The 17,809-nt window shown below is 62.4% G+C and carries 15 protein-coding genes; 6 read left to right on the plus strand and 9 right to left on the minus strand.

Features of this window, described 5'->3' with window-relative positions; translation table 11 throughout:
- The first annotated feature begins 8 nt into the window (after nt 1-8).
- Nucleotides 9-530 carry a ribosome biogenesis factor YjgA gene (gene yjgA / locus L4G42_RS03460; RefSeq protein ID WP_133776245.1) on the plus strand — a complete coding sequence of 174 codons (522 nt, stop codon included), beginning with the start codon at nt 9-11 and terminating at the stop codon, nt 528-530.
- Between the two features lie 50 nt (nt 531-580).
- On the opposite strand, the gene tldD is transcribed toward yjgA, so the two are convergent.
- From tldD to mreB, 9 genes are all read right to left on the minus strand, one after another.
- Nucleotides 581-2,023, minus strand: a complete 1,443-nt coding sequence (tldD, locus tag L4G42_RS03465; RefSeq protein WP_237251253.1) for a metalloprotease TldD — start codon at nt 2,021-2,023, stop codon at nt 581-583.
- A gap of 2 nt (nt 2,024-2,025) precedes the next feature.
- Entirely contained in the window at nt 2,026-2,877 is an 852-nt protein-coding gene (locus L4G42_RS03470) for a carbon-nitrogen hydrolase family protein (protein ID WP_237260534.1), read from the minus strand.
- A 430-nt stretch (nt 2,878-3,307) separates the two neighbouring features.
- Entirely contained in the window at nt 3,308-7,123 is a 3,816-nt protein-coding gene (locus L4G42_RS03475; RefSeq protein WP_237260536.1) for a YhdP family protein, read from the minus strand.
- A 190-nt stretch (nt 7,124-7,313) separates the two neighbouring features.
- Nucleotides 7,314-8,771 (minus strand): ribonuclease G, encoded by a 1,458-nt coding sequence (rng, locus tag L4G42_RS03480; RefSeq protein ID WP_037012596.1) that lies wholly within the window; start codon nt 8,769-8,771, stop codon nt 7,314-7,316.
- Nucleotides 8,768-9,379 carry a Maf family protein gene (locus tag L4G42_RS03485; protein ID WP_237251256.1) on the minus strand — a complete coding sequence of 204 codons (612 nt, stop codon included), beginning with the start codon at nt 9,377-9,379 and terminating at the stop codon, nt 8,768-8,770. The genes rng and L4G42_RS03485 overlap by 4 nt, the downstream gene beginning before the upstream one ends.
- A gap of 393 nt (nt 9,380-9,772) precedes the next feature.
- Nucleotides 9,773-10,264 carry a rod shape-determining protein MreD gene (mreD, locus tag L4G42_RS03490; protein WP_065990112.1) on the minus strand — a complete coding sequence of 164 codons (492 nt, stop codon included), beginning with the start codon at nt 10,262-10,264 and terminating at the stop codon, nt 9,773-9,775.
- Nucleotides 10,264-11,406: a rod shape-determining protein MreC gene (gene mreC / locus L4G42_RS03495; RefSeq protein ID WP_237251279.1), complete on the minus strand. Its 1,143-nt coding sequence runs from the start codon at nt 11,404-11,406 to the stop codon at nt 10,264-10,266. Before mreC ends, mreD begins: the two co-directional genes overlap by 1 nt.
- Before the next feature lie 80 nt (nt 11,407-11,486).
- On the minus strand, nt 11,487-11,624 hold the full coding sequence (locus tag L4G42_RS03500) for a hypothetical protein (protein WP_237251257.1): 138 nt from the start codon (nt 11,622-11,624) through the stop codon (nt 11,487-11,489).
- Between the two features lie 16 nt (nt 11,625-11,640).
- Nucleotides 11,641-12,678: a rod shape-determining protein MreB gene (mreB, locus tag L4G42_RS03505; protein WP_020292894.1), complete on the minus strand. Its 1,038-nt coding sequence runs from the start codon at nt 12,676-12,678 to the stop codon at nt 11,641-11,643.
- 207 nt (nt 12,679-12,885) lie between these two features.
- Here mreB and gatC point away from each other — a divergent pair, with 207 nt between their 5' ends.
- The 5 genes from gatC to L4G42_RS03530 all read left to right on the plus strand — a co-directional run bounded on the left by gatC (nt 12,886) and on the right by L4G42_RS03530 (nt 17,745).
- Complete coding sequence (gene gatC, locus L4G42_RS03510) at nt 12,886-13,173, plus strand: Asp-tRNA(Asn)/Glu-tRNA(Gln) amidotransferase subunit GatC (RefSeq protein ID WP_237251258.1); 288 nt, start codon at nt 12,886-12,888, stop codon at nt 13,171-13,173.
- A 16-nt stretch (nt 13,174-13,189) separates the two neighbouring features.
- Nucleotides 13,190-14,641 (plus strand): Asp-tRNA(Asn)/Glu-tRNA(Gln) amidotransferase subunit GatA, encoded by a 1,452-nt coding sequence (gene gatA, locus L4G42_RS03515; protein ID WP_237251259.1) that lies wholly within the window; start codon nt 13,190-13,192, stop codon nt 14,639-14,641.
- A gap of 11 nt (nt 14,642-14,652) precedes the next feature.
- A complete protein-coding gene (gatB, locus tag L4G42_RS03520) occupies nt 14,653-16,098 on the plus strand; it encodes an Asp-tRNA(Asn)/Glu-tRNA(Gln) amidotransferase subunit GatB (protein WP_237259184.1) in 1,446 nt (481 codons plus the stop codon).
- A 174-nt stretch (nt 16,099-16,272) separates the two neighbouring features.
- Entirely contained in the window at nt 16,273-16,647 is a 375-nt protein-coding gene (locus L4G42_RS03525; RefSeq protein ID WP_237251261.1) for a septal ring lytic transglycosylase RlpA family protein, read from the plus strand.
- A 45-nt stretch (nt 16,648-16,692) separates the two neighbouring features.
- Nucleotides 16,693-17,745 carry a calcium/sodium antiporter gene (locus L4G42_RS03530; protein ID WP_237251280.1) on the plus strand — a complete coding sequence of 351 codons (1,053 nt, stop codon included), beginning with the start codon at nt 16,693-16,695 and terminating at the stop codon, nt 17,743-17,745.
- The last annotated feature ends 64 nt before the right edge of the window (nt 17,746-17,809 follow it).

Below are 17,809 nucleotides of genomic sequence, written 5' to 3' on the forward strand. Positions count from 1 at the left end.
CGGCCCCCATGGTTGATTCTTACGACGACTCCTTCGACGGAGAGAAAAGCAAAACCCAGGTCAAACGAGAGCTTCACGCTCTGGTGGAGCTGGGCGAACGCTTGACGACATTCAAGCCCGATGTGCTGGCCAAGCTGCCTTTGACCGACCCTTTGCGTCGGGCATTGGCCGATGCTTCCAAGCACACCGCGCACATTGCGCGCAAACGCCACATTCAATTCATCGGCAAGCTGATGCGCGATCAGGATCTGGATGAAATCCTGGTGCTGCTCGATCAGCTTGACGCCTCTACGCGCCAGTACAACGAGCGCTTCCACAATCTGGAACGCTGGCGTGATCGCCTGGTGACCGGTACCGACGACGTGCTTGAGCAGTTCGTCAGCGAATACCCGGACGCCGACCGTCAGCAACTGCGCTCGCTGATCCGTCAGGCTCAGCATGAAGCTGCGCAGAACAAGGCCCCTACCGCGACCCGCAAAATCTTCAAATACATCCGCGAGCTAGACGAAAGCAAACGCGGACTGCGCTAAAAAATTGCTGCGCCGTTTGAATCACTCAACCGGCGCAAGCCCCTCAACTATCAAGCCCCGCCTGTGCCGCCAACGGTGATCGCATCGATCTTCAGGGTCGGCTGACCGACGCCTACCGGCACCGATTGACCGTCCTTGCCGCAGGTGCCGACTCCGCTGTCCAGGGACAGATCGTTGCCGACCATTGACACGCGACTCATGCATTCCGGACCGTTGCCAATCAGCGTCGCGCCCTTGACCGGTGCGGTGATTTTGCCGTCTTCGATCAGATAAGCCTCGCTGGTGGAGAACACGAACTTGCCGCTGGTGATGTCCACCTGCCCGCCGCCGAGGTTGGCGCAGTAGATGCCGCGCTTGACCGAGGCGATGATTTCCGCCGGATCGCTCTGGCCGCCGAGCATGTAGGTATTGGTCATGCGCGGCATCGGCAGGTGCGCGTAGGACTCGCGACGACCATTACCCGTGCGCGCGACGCCCATCAGACGCGCGTTGAGCTTGTCTTGCATGTAGCCCTTGAGCACGCCGTTTTCGATCAGCGTGGTGCACTCGGTCGGGGTGCCCTCGTCATCGACGGTCAGGGAGCCGCGTCGATCCGCCAGGGTGCCGTCATCGACGATGGTGCAGAGTTTCGACGCAACCATCTCGCCCATGCGACCGCTGTAAGCCGAGCTGCCCTTGCGGTTGAAGTCGCCCTCGAGGCCGTGGCCGACCGCTTCGTGCAACAACACGCCAGACCAGCCGGAGCCCAGTACCACCGGCAACGTGCCAGCCGGGGCCGGAATGGCTTCGAGATTGACCAGCGCCTGACGCAGCGCCTCACGGGCATAGCCCATGGCGCGGTCGTCGCTGAGGAAATAACGGTAATCGGTGCGACCGCCGCCGCCGTGTCCGCCGCGCTCACGACGGCCGTTCTGCTCGACGATCACGCTGACGTTGAAGCGCACCAGCGGACGTACGTCGGCGGCAAGACCGCCGTCAGTGGACGCCACAAGAATGCGTTCCCAGACACCGGCCATACTCACGGTGACTTGCTGAATACGCGGGTCCAGCGCACGGGTGGCGGCGTCGACGCGCTTGAGCAGTTCGACTTTCTCGGCGCGGGTCATGACTTCCAGCGGGTTGTCCGGCGCGTACAGCTGGGCGACGTCCTGGGTGGTGAACGCCTGAACGCGGCCGTTCTGGCCGGCGCGGGAAATCGAGCGAGCGGCACGGGCCGCCTGGGTCAGGGCTTCAGGAGTAATGGCGTTGCTGTAGGCGAAGCCGGTTTTCTCGCCTGACTGCGCGCGTACTCCGACGCCCTGGTCCAGGTTGAAACTGCCTTCCTTGACGATGCCGTCTTCCAGCGCCCAGGACTCGGAAATCTGCCCCTGAAAATACAGGTCGGCTGCGTCGATGCCTGGGCCGGCCAGCTCGCCGAGCACCGATTGCAGGCTGTCGATGCTCAGGCCGCCTGGTGCCAGAAGGTGTTCGCTGACAGAGGACAAGTGGCTCATATTCACTCCGGGGTATTGGCAGGTCGCACGGCGGCCTGCGAAAAAAATCGCCGGTGATTCGCTACCGGCATGCGCGCCCGTATGGACGCTTGTTCTACGCTGTCTCGTTCGGCCAGCAGCACGGCTTCACCCTGTGCCTGCTCGGCCAGCACGCGGCCCCATGGATCTATGATCGCCGCGTGCCCAAATGTTTCTCTCGGCCCCGGATGAATTCCGCCTTGCGCCGCCGCCAGCACGTAGCACTGGGTTTCGATGGCCCGGGCGCGCAGCAGAATCTCCCAGTGCGCCGCGCCGGTGACAGCGGTGAAGGCCGACGGCGCGGTAATCAATTCAGCCCCGGCTTCCCTGAGCGCGGTGTACAGCTCGGGAAAACGCAGGTCGTAACACACCGAAAGCCCCAGACGCCCGACCGGCGTGTCGGCCACCACGACGTTGTTGCCGTGGGCGTAATCGTCGGATTCCCGATAGCGCCCTCGTGCATCGGCGACATCCACGTCAAACAAATGCAGCTTGTCGTAACGCGCGACTTGCTGGCCCTGGTCGTCAATCAGCAGCGAACACGCCGTGACTTTGCCATCAGGCTGGCCTTGAGGGGGCAGCGGCAATGTCCCGGCAACTACCCATAAGGTGAGGTCGCGAGCGGCAAGTTTCAACCATGGCAGGATCGGACCTTCGCCAAGGGCCTCGGCGCGGCCGATGGCAGCCACATCACGACGACCCATCGCGGCGAAGTTTTCCGGGAGCGCGGCCAGCTTCGCACCCGACGCAGCGGCCTGTTCCAGCAACCTGCGCGCCTGGGCCAGATTGCCGAGCACGTCGCTCTGGCTGACCATCTGAATGACTGCGAAGGACATAAGCGCTCCCTGATCGATAGAACCGCACTCTACTCCATGCACCGTCGATGGGCTCGCCCGGCCGCTCGAATTCATCGTTACTGCACCACCCTTCCCGGCTAAAGCCGGTCCTAAAGCGTAGGCACGGACTACCAGTGTGCGTCGGATGTACCGGCCTCTTCGCGGGCAAGCGCGCTCCTGCACCGATCCGCGCCGGCCAATGAGCTCTCGTGGCGTACACACTGGCCTCTTCCCGGCTGAAGCCGGTCCTACTGACACACCGCGTTTCCCTGTAGGACCGGCTTCAGCCGGGAAGACGTCGGAAGCCACACCAAAAATTCAGGGCGCTAATACTGGCCTCTTCCCGGCTAAAGCCGGTCCTACACACCGCGTTCACTTAGTGGGACCCGCTTTAGCCGGGAAAGCGTCAGGCGCTACACCACCGCTTTGATTACTGCGGTTTCTCGAACGGCTTGTCGAAGGTGATCTTCGGTTCTTTCCATGGCCCTTCGACCTTGTACTGGACGCTGGCAAAGCGCGATACGCGATCACCCAGCAGCTTGTCGACCAGGAACAACGCGCCACCAATCGCCGGTGCGCCGACGATCAATGCGGCGATTGGCAGATTATTGGTCACGGGCAGGGTCACCAGAAGCTTGGCGTCGACGCGGTCGCGGACCATGTCCAGCGTGCCGTCGAGCTCAAGGTTGGTGGACGGGCCGGTCATGGTGATTGGGTCGCGGGTCACGTACACGCCATCGCTCGCCACCAGCAGCCCTTTGACCTTGTCGTAGCTCAGGCCTTTGCCCAGCAGGTCGGAGAAGTCCAGGCGCAGACGCCGGCCAATCGAATTGAAGTTGAGCAGGCCGAATACCCGCAACGCCTGCGCGCCACCCTCGACCTCAACGAACTGGCCGTTTTTGAGCGTCGCATCCAGGCTCCCCGAATACCGTTTCAACCCAACCCAGGCGGGCGAGCCCGGCCAGCGACCGTCAGCGTTCAGCTCGAACTCCTGACTGGTGACCGTCGGCGCGAAACCCCAGGCCTTGAGCACATCGGCAAGATTCTTGCCGCTCACCTGGCCTTTGAACCAGCTGCTGGTCGTACCGGGCGTGCCCTCCCAACCGCCATTGCCCTGCAGCGCAATGCCCTTGAGGCCCAGATTGAGGTCCGCCAGCTGGATGCCGTTTGGCGTCGGCCGGACCTTGAGCGACCAGGCGCCCATCAACTGATCGCCTTGAAACAACTGAGTGATTTTGATGTTCAGCGCGGGGATCTTGCGCGGGTCGACGTCCGCCAGCGGGTCCGGCGCGTTTTCAACGACCGCCGCGTTCGGGTCCGGCGCGGGCAAACGTACATACAGCAGGCTGATGTCGATCGGCGCGGTTTTGCTGTCTGGCAACGTCGCCGTGCCTTTCACCTTCGAGCTGTCCAGCGACAGCGCCCATGCGGTATCACTGCGTTTGAGCTGGACGCCTGCCTGCTCCAATGTCGTGCCCATCGCGGTCAGCTTGCCGATCTGCAAATCGACGCTATTGAGCAACTGCTTGGCGCTGCCGCCCGGGTCATTGCCGGCATAACGCTCAGCCATGGCTTGCCAGGGCGCGATGTCCAGTTCCGACAACGAGCCGCGAACACGCAATCCCTTGCTGTCCGGCACGATCGCCCCGCCCTCACCGAGGAACAGCTCGCCACGCCCGTCGCCGAATTTGCCCGGCGGCGACGCGAACGCGAGGTTGGCGATATTGCCGTAGCCGACGTCGATGCGCCGTTCCGGGCCTTGCAGGTTCATGCGCAAATCGGTGTCGCGTGTGTCATCAGCGGTTTTGCCGAACGGTGCCGGCAGATCGACCGCGAGCCCCTTCAGGTTCGAGTTGATCTGCAACTGACTGGCGTTGCCGTTCAATGTCAGCTGCAGCTGATAGGGCAGATCCCCCGAAATCGGCAGCGGCTGCGTCACGCCCAGCCAATCGGTCAGGCGCTTGCTGGCGATCTGGCTGCTGGCGGTGATGCGCGTCACCGGCGCCCCCGGTTTGCCTTCGCCGAAAATCTCGGCGTTCACTGGCTTATCGAAGGCGACGGCCTTGATGTTCTTGCCGCTCAGCCCTTTGGTGTAATCAAAACGGAAGTCGCCGCGCAGTTGCGTCAGCTCCAGCACCGGGTCCGCGAGCTTGAGCCTCGCGCTGTCAGTGCTGAAATCGACCACGACTTTAGGCTCTTGCCCCTTGACCAGCGGAATATCCAGATTGATATGACCCTGCAGCGGCCCTTCCGCCTGCCAGCCGGCGAAGGTCTGGCCGGTGCCGATCGGCGCTTCCTGAAGGATCTTCATGCCGTCCTGAAGGCTGCCCTTCAAGTCACTGTCCACCAATAGATGGCTGGACTGGCCCGCCGGGACATGGGGAATGTCCACCGCGACGTTGCTGACCTGGGTGTTCAGCAACTGACCTTTGTTGGCCCGAATGCGCACGCCGCTGTTTTCGACGAACACATCACCGTCGACATTGTTCAGCTGCGGCCACCCCGGCTGGAACGCCAGGCTCGCGTTGCGCACTTTGAAGAACAGGCTGATGACCCGTGCCACGTCAGGCGCGTCTTTGTTGATCGAGCCCTGGTACTGGAAGAACCCCTGATCGACGTTGCCACCCAGGATCGCGGTGCGCAGCCACTGGTCAAGGGCCGGGCTGAGCACGGCAGGCAGGTACTTGGAGGTGTAGCGACCGTCGCCATCGACCAGCCCGACGCGCAGGTCCATGTAGTCTTCCTGGCTGTGATCGAAGTGCAGGCGAATCAGGAAATCGCTGGCGATATTACCCTCCTCCCCCTCGACCTTGATGTACGGCGCAATCAGCGTGAAGCCCTGATCGTCCAGCGACCAGGTCAGCTTCGCATTGGCGTGACGGTACTTCCATTCGTTACGGAAGATAGGGTCCAGGTGCAGCATGAAATCGTCGGTGTCGAGGCGCAGTTCGCCCTGGCCCAGATCCCCGCTGATAGCACCGCTGACGTTCCCCGCCGCTGGCGCGCCGCGATAGGCGTCGAAACCGACCTTGTCCAGATTGGCGGCGAAGCTCACTCGTTTCGACGCCTCGGCCTGCGGTCGGTAATCGACCAGCACGTTGCGCAGCCCGCCGGTGACTTTCAGGCGGTCCACCGCCACCATGACCTTGTCGGGCAACGGCGCCAGTGAGTCGAGCAATGGCGTGATGGGCGTCAGATCAACCCGGTCAGCCTGAACGTGCCACAGCTCTTCGGCGTCGGCCGTCGCGGCGGTCTGCTGCAGATGAACGCGACTTTCCCAGCGCTTGCTGTTCAGGTCCATCGCCAACGAATCGAGCGTGGTGCTGAAGCCTTTTTCGTCGCGCACAAACCAGGCGTTGAGGGCCAGATTGTCAATGCTCGCGGGTTTACGGTCGGCATACGCGCCTTTGAACTGCGGCGCATTCAAGCGAGCGACTGCGCTTTGCAGATTGCCCTTGCCCCAGTTGAGCCACAACTCGCCTCCGGCCTTGAGGTTCTGAATCTTCCAGTCGCGGGTCAGACTCTTCGGCAACCACTGCGACCATTCGCTCTGCGGCAAGCTCAAGTAGGCCTGGGCCTCGCCGTCGCGCCATTCGTGGGCGCGCACGGTGGAGCGGACGTTCAACGACAGCGGCTGGCCGTCGGGCAGGTTCAGGCGAGCGTCGAGGCGCTGATGCAGGCTGCCGGTCTTCAGCGTCAGGCTCACATAAGTCAGCGTCAGGGGCGATTGGTCATAGGGCTGCAAGGTGATCTGGCTGTCGAACAGCGACAGCTGCGAGATCATCTGCATCTGATTGAGGATTTGCTCGGGGTCGAAAGGCTTGTCGGTTTGAACGGGGAGCCCCTGAAGCGCCCAGTGGCCGGTCTGGTCTTCTTTCAGGCCGATCTGCAGGCCGTCCAGCTCAAGGCGTTCGAGGCGCACTTCGCGAGTACGCAGGCTGGCGAGCAGGTCAGGCATGGCCCGCACGTGATCAAGCCGAACGGCATTGCCGCCCTCGCCGATCATCACGTCACGCGCCACAAAAACGGGGGCGAAGCCGCTCCAGCTGCCTTCCAGCCGACCAATGCTCACCGGCATGCCCAGCGCGGTCTGCGCCTTGGCCTCAACGTCGGCGCGGTATTCGGCCACCATCGGCACCAATTGACGACCGACACTCACGTACAGCGCGACCAGCACCACGAAAAGGGCGCACAGACTCAGCCCCCAACGGGTCAGCACAGCCAGAAACCGGGTCAGACGCTCCATGTCGCTGCGCCTCCGCAAAAACTGCCTGCATATGGCATCCGGCCCAATCGTGCAGGTGCGGGTACGTCCAGGTTGTGCTCAATCGCCACACGTTGTTCTCTTTGGACGGCATCCGTTCCGTCTGCCTCAAGGGCACTGTTTTCTGTATTCAACTGCACCGCCACTCGGCGGCACGGCGCATCACGCACTCTCAGAGCAGCACGACGTCATATTGTTCCTGGGAGTACATGGTCTCGACCTGGAAACGAATGGTCCTGCCAATGAACACTTCCAGCTCGGCCACATTGCCGGATTCTTCGTCAAGTAGCCTGTCGACGACTTTCTGATTGGCCAGCACGCGGTAGCCCACCGCCTGATAAGCGCGGGCTTCGCGCAGGATCTCGCGGAATATCTCGTAGCAGATGGTTTCCGGCGTCTTCAGCTTGCCACGGCCCTGGCAACTGCTGCAGGGCTCGCACAGCACTTGCTCCAGACTTTCACGGGTACGCTTGCGCGTCATCTGCACCAGACCCAGCTCGGTGATGCCGATGATGTTGGTTTTCGCGTGATCGCGCTCGAGCTGTTTTTCGAGGGTCCGCAGCACCTGGCGCTGATGCTCGGCGTCTTCCATGTCGATGAAATCGATGATGATGATGCCGCCGATGTTGCGCAGGCGCAGCTGTCGAGCAATGGCCGTCGCCGCTTCAAGATTGGTCTTGAAAATGGTCTCTTCGAGGTTGCGATGACCGACGAACGCACCGGTGTTCACGTCGATGGTGGTCATGGCTTCGGCGGGATCGATCACCAGATAGCCCCCGGACTTGAGCGGCACCTTGCGGTCCAGCGCCCGCTGAATTTCGTCCTCGACGCCATACAGGTCGAAAATCGGCCGCTCGCCAGGATAGTGCTCAAGGCGGTCGGCGATTTCCGGCATCAGCTCGGCGACGAACTGGGTGGTCTTCTGGAACGTCTCGCGGGAATCGATGCGAATCTTCTCGGTGCGCGGGCTGACCAGATCGCGCAAGGTGCGCAGCGCCAGGCCGAGGTCTTCGTAGATCACGCTGGCCGGGCTGATGGTTTTGATCTGCTCGCCAATCTGATCCCACAGCCTGCGCAGGTAGCGGATGTCCATCATGATCTCGTCGGCGCCCGCACCTTCGGCCGCCGTGCGCAGGATGAACCCGCCCTTCTCCTTGATCCCTTCCTTGGCGACACAATCGCTGACCACCTGCTTCAAGCGTTCGCGCTCGGCTTCGTCTTCGATTTTCAGAGAAATGCCGACATGGGCCGTGCGCGGCATGTACACGAGGTAGCGCGACGGAATCGACAGTTGAGTCGTCAACCGCGCGCCTTTGCTGCCGATCGGGTCCTTGGTGACCTGCACCACCAGACTCTGTCCGTCGTGGACCAGCGAGCTGATGGTCTCCACGGCCGGGCCTTCGCGCATGGAGATTTCCGATGCGTGAATGAACGCCGCGCGGTCCAGACCGATGTCGATGAACGCCGCCTGCATGCCAGGCAGCACGCGCACAACCTTGCCCTTGTAGATATTGCCCACGATCCCGCGACGCTGGGTGCGTTCGACGTGCACCTCTTGCAACACCCCATTCTCAACGACCGCCACGCGTGATTCCATCGGCGTGATGTTGATCAGAATCTCTTCACTCATGACTTGTCACCTTCCGGGCGTTGCCAACAGGGTATGCCGAAACGCTGGAGGATTTCTGCGGTTTCGCACAAGGGCAAGCCGACCACCGCGGAATAACTGCCACTGAGGTTTTCCACGAACACCGCGCCAAGGCCTTGAATGCCGTAGCCGCCGGCCTTGTCGCAGGGCTCGCCGCTGGCCCAGTAGCGGCGGGCTTCGTCTTCCGGTATCGCCCGGAAACGGACACGGCTGGTGACGGTTCGGGTTTCGCAGCGCTCTTCGTGAACCACGGCGATGGCGGTCAGGACTTCGTGTTCTCGGTTCGACAGGGCGGCAAGCATCGCCAGCGCCTCGGCTTCGTCCGCCGGTTTGCCGAGGATGCGGCCGTCGAGGACCACGGCGGTGTCCGCGCCCAAGACGCAGGCGGTGGGGTAGGCGGGATCGTTGGCGAGCTGCAGCAGCCCGGCATCCGCCTTGCCACGGGCCAGCCGCAGGACGTACGCGGCGGGGGTTTCGTTGGCCAGAGGGGTTTCGTCGATATCGGCGCTGAGGGTCGTGAACGGCACGCCGATCTGGGTCAGCAGCTCACGACGGCGCGGGGAGCCGGAGGCAAGAAGAAGTTGGGGCATGGGACGTCTCCGTGTCGTTGATCACAAGCGTAGCCTTGGTGCACACCGCTGAAGTGATGGTGCTCACACCGGCCTTTTCCCGGCTGAAGCCGGTCCTACTGCATCGCGTTCAACCTGTAGGACCGGCTTCAGCCGGGAAAGCGTCGGGTGTCACACCGCACAATTGACGGCGCCCATACCTGCCTCTTCCCGGCTGAAGCCGGTCCCACTAAAGCATCGCGTTCATCCTGTAGGACCGGCTTTAGCCGGGAAAGCGTCGGGTGTCACACCGCAGAACTGATGGCGCCCATACCGGCCTCTTCCCGGCTGAAGCCGGTCCTACTGCACCGCATTCAACCTGTAGGACCGGCTTCAGCCGGGAAAGCGTCGGGCGTCACCTCACAGAACCGCGCTTCAGTTGATCTTCAAACGCAGGCGCAATCCGCGCAGGCCGTAGCTGACCCATGGCCAGAGCAATGCGCTGACCAATGCCGGCAACACCAGCGCCAGGGTTGGCTGACGGTTGCCGGTCAAGGCACTGAGCCACAGCTGCACCAGCTGCGCGAGACCGAAAATCACCAGGATCACCAGGCACTGCTGCCACATCGGGAACATGCGCAAGCGCTGCTGTAGAGACAGCACCAGAAAGGTAATCAGCGTGAGGATCAACGCGTTCTGCCCTAACAACGTCCCGTAGAGCACGTCCTCGGCCAGGCCCAGCATCCACGCCGTGACCATGCCGATCTTGTGCGGCAACGCCAGTGCCCAGAAGGCCAGCAGCAATGCGAGCCAGAGCGGGCGAAATATTTCCATGAACTGCGGCAGCGGCGAAACGCTAAGCAGCAGGCCGATGGCGAAGGTCAGCCAGACCACCCAGCCGTTTCGTGCGGGAGCGTGACGCGCCATTATTCTTCCCTCTCGCGTGGAGCGGCCGGGGTCGCAGCAGGCGTCGCCGGTCGGGTGGAGGCAGGTTTCGCCGCAGGTTTAACGGGCGGCTTGCTGGTCGCGGGCTTGGCAGGCGTGGTCGCCGCCGGTGCGGTGGTCGCCGGAGCCGGTGCGCTGTTGGCGTTAGCCGGCGTCGACGAAGCACTGTGCCCGGCAGGTTTCGGCACGGTGGCAGGAACGACCGCCTTGTTCGGCGTGGCAGCAGGGGCGGCACCCGGCACAGTGGCCGATGGCACCGCCGTCGGGTCGGCCGTCTGACGATCAAGGGATTCCTGCTGCTGCGCGGCGTCGGCAGCGCGCTCTTCCGGGGAACGGCCGTCCGAGAACACCAGCAACAGATAACGGCTGCGATTCAGCGCGGCGGTCGGCACCGCCCGCACGATGGCGAAGGGCTGGCCGGAGTCGTGAATGACTTCCTTGACTGTCGCCACCGGATAACCCGCCGGGAAGCGCTGGCCCAGGCCGGAACTCACCAGCAGATCGCCTTCCTTGATATCAGCGGTGTCGGCCACATGGCGCAGCTCAAGACGTTCCGGGTTGCCGGTGCCGCTGGCAATCGCGCGCAGGCCGTTGCGATTCACCTGCACAGGAATGCTGTGGGTGGTGTCGGTCAGCAGCAGCACGCGGGATGTGTACGGCATCAACTCGACCACCTGACCCATCAAGCCGCGCGCATCGAGCACTGGCTGACCGAGGACCACGCCGTCGCGCTCGCCCTTGTTGATGATGATCCGGTGGGTGAACGGGTTGGGGTCCATGCCGATCAGCTCGGCAACTTCGACTTTCTCGTTGACCAGCGCCGACGAATTCAGCAGCTCGCGCAAGCGCACGTTCTGCTCGGTCAGGGCGGCCAGCTTTTGCAGGCGTCCCTGGAGCAGCAGGTTCTCGGTCTTGAGTTTTTCGTTTTCGGCGGCGAGTTCGGTGCGGCTGCCAAACTGGCTGGCGACCCCCTGATACAGACGCTCGGGCAGATCGGCGATCCAGTAAGACTGCATCAGCACCAGCGACATCTGACTGCGGACAGGCTTGAGCAGGGTGAAGCGCGCATCCACGACCATGATGGCCACAGACAGTACGACCAGCACCAGTAGACGGACGCCCAGGGACGGGCCCTTGGAGAAAAGCGGTTTAATGGGCCGCTCCTTCCAGAGATGCGTGCAGAGGTGCTTGAGTGTGGCTGTGCTTATTCATGCGACATGAAACCGGCCTGATGCGGGTTGATGGAAATGCAGGGCGTCAGACTTGCAACATCGCCGCGCGACGTCAACAGGTCGGACACGAACAGGCAGCACGGTGAGGTGCTGCCCGTTAAGCGCAACATGCTGCGTTCCGGCGACTTATTCGCTGGAGAGCAGGTCCATGGTGTGCTTGTCCATCATTTCCAGCGCACGACCACCGCCACGCGCAACGCAGGTCAGCGGGTCTTCGGCGACGATCACCGGCAGACCGGTTTCCTGGGCCAGCAGCTTGTCCAGGTCACGCAGAAGCGCACCACCACCGGTCAGCACCAGACCGCGTTCGGCGATGTCCGAGGCCAACTCTGGCGGAGACTGTTCCAGCGCGCTTTTCACAGCCTGAACGATGGTTGCGAGGGATTCCTGCAGCGCTTCCAGCACTTCGTTGGAATTCAGGGTGAAGGCACGTGGCACGCCTTCGGCCAGGTTGCGACCGCGAACGTCGACTTCGCGCACTTCGCCGCCCGGGTAGGCCGTGCCGATTTCCTGCTTGATGCGCTCGGCGGTGGACTCGCCGATCAGGCTGCCGTAGTTGCGACGCACGTAAGTGATGATCGCTTCGTCGAAACGGTCGCCACCCACACGGACGGACTCGGCATACACGACGCCGTTCAGGGAGATCAGCGCGATTTCAGTGGTACCACCACCGATGTCGACGACCATCGAACCGCGGGCCTCCTCGACCGGCAGGCCGGCACCGATGGCCGCAGCCATTGGTTCTTCGATCAGGAACACTTCACGTGCACCGGCGCCCAGAGCGGATTCGCGGATCGCGCGACGCTCGACCTGGGTCGATTTGCACGGAACGCAAATCAGCACACGAGGGCTTGGCTGCAGGAAGCTGTTCTCGTGAACCTTGTTGATGAAGTACTGAAGCATTTTTTCGCAGACGCTGAAGTCGGCGATGACGCCGTCTTTCATCGGGCGAATGGCGGCGATGTTGCCCGGGGTACGGCCCAGCATCCGCTTGGCTTCCATCCCGACAGCAACAACGCTCTTCTGATTTCCGTGGGTCCGAATGGCCACAACTGATGGCTCATTCAGCACAATGCCGCGCTCACGCACGTAAATAAGGGTGTTGGCAGTGCCCAGGTCGATGGAAAGATCGCTGGAAAACATGCCACGCAGTTTCTTGAACATGGAGAAAGGACCCTAGGCAACGCGTGGGTAAAAAAGTGCGGCAAACTCTAACAACGACAGGGATTTTGGGCAAGGAGCCAATATGTTAAATTGGCGGTTTTTCCGAGCGCTACCCTGGAAGATCGCGGCCTTATGACCGTTTAAAGGGCGTAGTGTTCCGCAATCTGACGTACGGCTCACCCCGTGCGCATTCCACTGGAGAACCCCATGGCGCTTGATCGCTCCGACGTGGAAAAAATCGCTCATCTGGCCCGACTGGGCCTCAATGACGCCGATATCCCGCGTACTACTGAAGCACTGAACAGCATTCTCGGGCTGATTGACCAGATGCAGGCGGTCGATACCACCGGCATCGAGCCCCTCGCGCATCCCCTTGAAGCCTCGCAACGCCTGCGTGTAGACGCCGTTACCGAGGTCAATCATCGCGATGCCTATCAAGCCGTCGCACCAGCGGTCCAAGACGGCCTTTATCTGGTTCCGAAAGTCCTCGACTAAAGGGAATGTGCCTGCAATGCATCAAATGACTCTGGCAGAGATCGCTCGCGGACTCGCCGATAAAAAGTTTTCTTCCGAAGAATTGACCCGCAATCTCCTGGCGCGCATCGCCCAGCTGGATCCGCAGCTCAATAGCTTCATTACCGTCACCGAAGACCTGGCGATCACCCAGGCTCAGGCTGCCGATGTTCGTCGCGCGGCGGGTGAAACCGGCGCGCTGCTGGGGGCTCCACTGGCGCACAAGGACCTCTTCTGCACCAAGGGCATTCGCACCAGTTGCGCGTCGAAGATGCTCGACAACTTCAAGGCGCCCTACGATGCCACCGTGGTTGCCAGGCTCGCCGCCGCCGGCACCGTGACGCTGGGCAAGACCAACATGGACGAATTCGCCATGGGCTCGGCCAACGAATCCAGCCATTACGGCGCGGTGAAAAACCCTTGGAATCTGCAACACGTCCCGGGCGGCTCGTCCGGTGGTTCCGCGGCGGCGGTTGCCGCACGTCTGCTGCCTGGCGCCACCGGCACTGACACCGGCGGTTCCATTCGCCAGCCTGCCGCGCTGACCAACCTGACCGGCCTGAAGCCGACTTATGGTCGCGTATCGCGCTGGGGCATGATCGCCTACGCCTCCAGTCTTGATCAGGCTGGCCCGATGGCGCGCACCGCTGAAGACTGCGCGTTGCTGCTGCAAGGCATGGCCGGTTTCGACGTCAACGACTCCACCAGCATCGACGAGCCGGTACCCGATTACAGCGCAGGCCTGAATGCCTCGCTGCAAGGCCTGCGCATTGGCGTGCCGAAGGAATACTTCAGCGCAGGTCTCGACCCGCGCATCGCCGATCTGGTCATGGCCAGCGTCGAGGAGCTGAAAAAGCTCGGCGCGGTAGTCAAGGAAATCAGCCTGCCGAACCTGCAACACGCGATCCCGGCTTACTACGTGATCGCGCCGGCCGAGGCTTCTTCCAACCTGTCGCGTTTCGACGGCGTACGCTTCGGCTATCGCTGCGAAGACCCGAAAGACCTCACCGATCTGTACAAGCGCTCCCGGGGCGAAGGCTTCGGCCCTGAAGTGCAGCGCCGGATTCTCGTTGGTGCCTACGCGCTGTCGGCCGGTTACTACGACGCTTACTACTTGCAGGCGCAGAAGATTCGCCGCCTGATCAAGAACGACTTCATGAACGCGTTTGCCGAAGTCGACGTGATCCTCGGCCCGACCACGCCGAACCCGGCCTGGAAAATCGGCGCCAAGAACGCCGACCCGATCGCCGAGTACCTGGAAGACTTCTACACCATCACCGCCAACCTCGCGGGCCTGCCGGGCTTGTCGATGCCTGCCGGTTTCGCCGACGGCCTGCCGGTGGGCGTGCAATTGCTGGCGCCGTATTTCCAGGAAGGCCGCTTGCTGAACGTTGCCCATCAATATCAGCAAGTAACCGATTGGCACACCCGCTCGCCGGCTGGCTTCTAAGGAGAAAACACATGCAATGGGAAGTCGTCATCGGGCTGGAGATTCACACCCAGCTCACCACCCAATCGAAGATTTTCTCCGGTAGCGCTACTACGTTCGGCTCCGAGCCCAACACTCAGGCCAGCCTCGTCGACCTGGGCATGCCCGGCACATTGCCGGTGCTGAACAAGGAGGCCGTGCAGATGGCGGTCAAGTTCGGCCTGGCCATCGACGCCGAGATCGGTCAGCACAACGTGTTCGCCCGCAAGAACTACTTCTACCCCGACCTGCCGAAGGGTTATCAGATCAGCCAAATGGAATTGCCGATCGTTGGCAAAGGCCATCTGGATATCACCCTTGGAGACGGCACCATCAAGCGCATCGGCGTGACCCGCGCCCACCTTGAAGAGGACGCCGGCAAGAGCCTGCACGAAGACTACAGCGGCATGACCGGCATCGACCTGAACCGCGCCGGGACGCCGTTGCTGGAGATCGTTTCCGAACCGGACATGCGTTCGGCAAAAGAAGCAGTCGCCTACGTCAAGGCCATGCACGCGCTGGTTCGCTACCTCGGTATCTGCGACGGCAACATGGCGGAAGGCTCGCTGCGCTGCGACTGCAACGTGTCGATTCGCCCGAAAGGCCAGGTCGAGTACGGGACGCGCTGCGAGATCAAGAACGTCAACTCGTTCCGTTTCATCGAGAAGGCGATCAACAGCGAGATCCAGCGCCAGATCGACCTGATCGAAGACGGCGGCAAGGTCATTCAGCAGACGCGTCTGTACGACCCGAACACCAACGAAACCCGCGCCATGCGCAGCAAAGAGGAAGCCAACGACTACCGTTACTTCCCCGATCCTGACCTGTTGCCGGTGGTCATCGAAGACGCGTTCCTGGAGCAGACCCGCGCCACGTTGCCGGAGCTGCCACCGCAGAAGCGCGAGCGCTTCCAGTCGCAGTTCGGCCTGTCGCTGTATGACGCCAGCGTGTTGGCGTCCAGCCGCGAACAGGCGGACTTCTTCGAGAAGGTAGTGAGCATTTCCGATGATGCGAAGCTCGCGGCCAACTGGGTGATGGTTGAGTTGGGTTCGTTGCTGAACAAGCAAGGCGTCGAGATTGACGAGTCGCCGGTCAGCGCTGAACAGTTGGGCGGCATGCTGCTGCGCATCAAGGACAGCACCATTTCCGGCAAGATCGCGAAGATGGTGTTTGAGGGCATGGCTAATGGGGAAGGCAGCGCCGACGAGATCATCGATCAGCGCGGTCTGAAGCAGGTTACGGACAGCGGCGCCATCGAGTCGATGCTGGACGACGTCCTGGCCGCCAATGCCGAACAGGTCGAGCAATATCGCGCGGCCGATGAAGCCAAACGCGGCAAGATGTTCGGCTTCTTCGTTGGGCAAGCGATGAAGGCATCGAAAGGCAAGGCCAACCCGGGCCAGGTCAACGAACTGCTGAAGCGCAAGCTGGAAGGCTGAATGCAGAACCTGTAGCGCGCTTGCCCCGCGATCGTTGATTGTTCCCACGCTCCGCGTGGGAACACCTATCTGGACGCTCTGCGTCTGTTTTGTGACGCAGAGCGTCACCCTTTGCATTCCCACGCGGAGCGTGGGAACGATCAATCAGAACATTTTCTGTAGGGACCCTCCCCCATGCGGCGAATCCTCGGCGCTTGCGCCCTGCTCTCTCTGCTGGCCGGCTGCGCCAGTGACGGCATCATTGACCCGCACGGTTACAACGCCACCGGCGGCGCCTCGTACTACGGCTCGCAACATCACGGTCAGCGCACCGCCAGCGGTGAACGCTTCGACGCCAATTCCCTGACCGCCGCGCATCGGCAATTGCCGTTCGGCACGCGCGTGCAAGTCACCAATCTGGGCAACGACCGTAAGGTCATCGTCCGTATCAACGACCGCGGCCCGCACACCCGGGGGCGGCTGATCGATGTGTCACGTGCAGCGGCCGCGCAATTGGGTATGCTGCGCAGCGGAACCGCCCAAGTGCGGGTACAAGCCCTCGACGACTGACTGGTGCCCTGAATTCTCGCCCTAACGAATCTGCCCTTGCCCACGCTGATCGAGCTGGTCAGCGGCCTGCTGCTGATGATCATCGGCGCGCAACTGTCGGTGCGCGCCGCCGTAGCCCTTGCCGCCCTGCTCAAAACCCGCCCGCTGTTCCTCGGCCTGACCGTCGTCGCGCTGGGCAGCAGCGCCCCGCAACTGGCGGTCGGGTTGCAAGCGGCGTTCACTGACAGCACCGACATTGCGGTGGGCAGCGTCATCGGCAGCAATATTTTCAACGTGTTGGTCACGCTGGGGCTGTCCGCCCTGATCATCCCGCTGCGCGTGGCCCGGCAACTGGTGCGCGTTGATCTGCCGCTGATGATTGCTGCCACCGCCCTGGTCGCGGCGCTGGCGTGGAATGGCGAGCTGAGCGCGCTGGATGGCGTCGTGCTGTTGCTGGGCATGGCGGCGTATCTGTTCGTCGTGGTCCGTCAGTTCGCCCACGGGGCGCGGCATGTGGCGAGAACGGACCTTGAGCCGCCCCGGCGCATCTGGCCGTTGCTGGGGCGACTGGCACTGATGGCCTGCGGCTTGGCGCTGCTGACGTTTGGCAGTCATCTGCTGGTCGGCGCGGCGGTCTCGGTCGCGCAGGATCTAGGGCTGTCGGAACGAGTAATCGGCCTGACCGTGATCGCTGTCGCAACCTCGCTGCCCGCGCTAATGACGTCGCTGGTTGCGGCATTGCGCGGCGAGCGGGATATCGCAGTGGGCAATATCATCGGCAGCAACCTGTTCAACCTGCTGGGCGTGCTCGGCATCACGGCGTTGATTTCCACCGTGCCGTTGTCGATCTCGCCCAATGCGCTGGATTTCGATTTGCCGGTGATGCTCGGCGTCGCGGCGCTGTGCGTGCCGCTGTTCTATTCAGGGTATCGAATCACCCGGCTGGAGGGGCTGTTGCTGCTCGGTCTTTACGCGGTATACGGGCTGCACATCGTTTCGTTTACCACGGGCATGCCACTGGCCGAACGGCTGGAGCGTTTGATGATCCACTACGCGCTGCCGGTGATTGCGCTGTGCGTTGTGGTGGGTACGGTGCGGGCCTGGCGTCGTCAGCATTGAGCAATCACAAATTGTAGGAGCGCGCTTGCCCGCGATTGCGGTGGATCAGCAGACGATGCGCCGA

It is taken from the genome of Pseudomonas petrae (assembly GCF_021728295.1).
Classification (GTDB): Bacteria; Pseudomonadota; Gammaproteobacteria; order Pseudomonadales; family Pseudomonadaceae; genus Aquipseudomonas; species Aquipseudomonas petrae.

Excerpts from the sequence above, each read along its gene's own strand:
- yjgA (WP_133776245.1), top strand. The coding sequence starts at position 9 with ATGGTTGATTCTTACGACGACTCCTTCGACGGAGAGAAAAGCAAAACC.
- tldD (WP_237251253.1), bottom strand. The coding sequence starts at position 2,023 with ATGAGCCACTTGTCCTCTGTCAGCGAACACCTTCTGGCACCAGGCGGC.
- L4G42_RS03470 (WP_237260534.1), bottom strand. The coding sequence starts at position 2,877 with ATGTCCTTCGCAGTCATTCAGATGGTCAGCCAGAGCGACGTGCTCGGC.
- L4G42_RS03475 (WP_237260536.1), bottom strand. The coding sequence starts at position 7,123 with ATGGAGCGTCTGACCCGGTTTCTGGCTGTGCTGACCCGTTGGGGGCTG.
- rng (WP_037012596.1), bottom strand. The coding sequence starts at position 8,771 with ATGAGTGAAGAGATTCTGATCAACATCACGCCGATGGAATCACGCGTG.
- L4G42_RS03485 (WP_237251256.1), bottom strand. The coding sequence starts at position 9,379 with ATGCCCCAACTTCTTCTTGCCTCCGGCTCCCCGCGCCGTCGTGAGCTG.
- mreD (WP_065990112.1), bottom strand. The coding sequence starts at position 10,264 with ATGGCGCGTCACGCTCCCGCACGAAACGGCTGGGTGGTCTGGCTGACC.
- L4G42_RS03500 (WP_237251257.1), bottom strand. The coding sequence starts at position 11,624 with ATGTTGCGCTTAACGGGCAGCACCTCACCGTGCTGCCTGTTCGTGTCC.
- mreB (WP_020292894.1), bottom strand. The coding sequence starts at position 12,678 with ATGTTCAAGAAACTGCGTGGCATGTTTTCCAGCGATCTTTCCATCGAC.
- gatC (WP_237251258.1), top strand. The coding sequence starts at position 12,886 with ATGGCGCTTGATCGCTCCGACGTGGAAAAAATCGCTCATCTGGCCCGA.
- gatA (WP_237251259.1), top strand. The coding sequence starts at position 13,190 with ATGCATCAAATGACTCTGGCAGAGATCGCTCGCGGACTCGCCGATAAA.
- gatB (WP_237259184.1), top strand. The coding sequence starts at position 14,653 with ATGCAATGGGAAGTCGTCATCGGGCTGGAGATTCACACCCAGCTCACC.
- L4G42_RS03525 (WP_237251261.1), top strand. The coding sequence starts at position 16,273 with ATGCGGCGAATCCTCGGCGCTTGCGCCCTGCTCTCTCTGCTGGCCGGC.